1 protein-coding gene and 1 pseudogene are annotated in these 1,257 nt (G+C 63.3%); both read left to right on the forward strand.

Annotated elements, in window-relative coordinates; translation table 11 throughout:
* Positions 1-318: pseudogene (locus IF809_RS38545) on the forward strand (IS21 family transposase); the annotation flags it as partial.
* Positions 315-1,124 (forward strand): IS21-like element ISBj11 family helper ATPase IstB, encoded by an 810-nt coding sequence (gene istB, locus IF809_RS38550; RefSeq protein WP_014497900.1) that lies wholly within the window; start codon positions 315-317, stop codon positions 1,122-1,124. The pseudogene IF809_RS38545 and the gene istB, both read left to right, overlap by 4 nt.
* Positions 1,125-1,257 lie beyond the last annotated feature (133 nt).

Genomic DNA, 1,257 nt, shown 5'->3' on the forward strand with positions numbered 1-1,257 from the left:
CTGGTCTACCGCGACCAGCTGTTCCCCCGGGAAGCTTACCGCCGAGCCTTCGACGTCTTGCGCAAACGCTTACCGGACAAGAAGGCCTGCCGGATCATGGTCGATCTCCTCGCACTCGCCCATGAGCGCGGTTGCGAGGCCGAACTCGCCAATCAGCTCACGGCTGACCTGAACGACGGCCGGCTGCCCGACCTCAACCGGCTACGTACTCACTTCGCCCCGGATCCCGCCCAGGTGCCGAACGTCGTGGTACGCCTCGCACCGCTCGCCACCTATGAATGCCTCATCGGTACCGCCGAGATCGGAGGCGCCGCATGAGCACAACCAACGTAGTCGACACCGCGCGCCTCAATCTGTTGCTCAACGAGCTGCGGCTGCCCGCCATCAAGGCGCTGTGGCCGCAATTTGCCGAGCAATCCGATATAGAAGGCTGGCCGGCGGCGCGCTTCCTCGCCACCATTGCCGAGCACGAGATCGCTGAGCGCGGCCGCCGCCGCATCGAGCGCCATCTCGTCGAGGCGCGGCTGCCTACCGGAAAGACCTTTGACAGCTTCGACTTCGAGGCCGTGCCGATGATCTCCAAGGCGCAAATGACCGCACTCGCCGCCGGCGACGGCTGGCTCGGCAAGGGCGCCAATCTGCTGCTGTTTGGTCCGCCCGGTGGAGGCAAGAGCCACTTGGCGGCAGCAATCGGCTTGGCCCTCATCGAGAACGGATGGCGCGTCCTGTTCACCCGCACCACCGATCTCGTGCAGAAGCTCCAGGTGGCTCGCCGCGAGCTCAACCTCGAGGGCGCCATCAACCGCCTCGATCGCTTCGATCTCGTCATCTTGGACGATCTTGCCTATGTCACCAAGGACCAGGCCGAGACCAGTGTGCTGTTCGAGCTCATCAGCGCACGCTACGAGCGACGCTCTTTGCTGATCACCGCCAATCAGCCCTTTGGAGAATGGAACAAGGTCTTTCCGGACCCAGCTATGACCCTCGCGGCGATCGATCGCCTTGTTCACCACGCCACCATCGTCGAGATGAACGTCGAGAGCTATCGCAGGCGGACTGCCCTCGAGCGAAAGCGTGGTCCAGGGCGGCCACCGGAGCACGCGACACAAAAAACGCTCGCTTGATTGACGCTCCGCGACAATCAAAGCAAACAAAACTCTTGCGCGCGACAATCATCGCGGCGATCATCATCGCGCCGCGACACTGACTCGCCATCCTGATCGCCGCGCTCTTCCGACCCAGATCGTCGCGCTATAC

This window comes from Bradyrhizobium sp. UFLA06-24, assembly GCF_054967145.1.

Coding starts and splice junctions, on each gene's coding strand:
- istB (WP_014497900.1), top strand. CDS start 315: ATGAGCACAACCAACGTAGTCGACACCGCGCGCCTCAATCTGTTGCTC.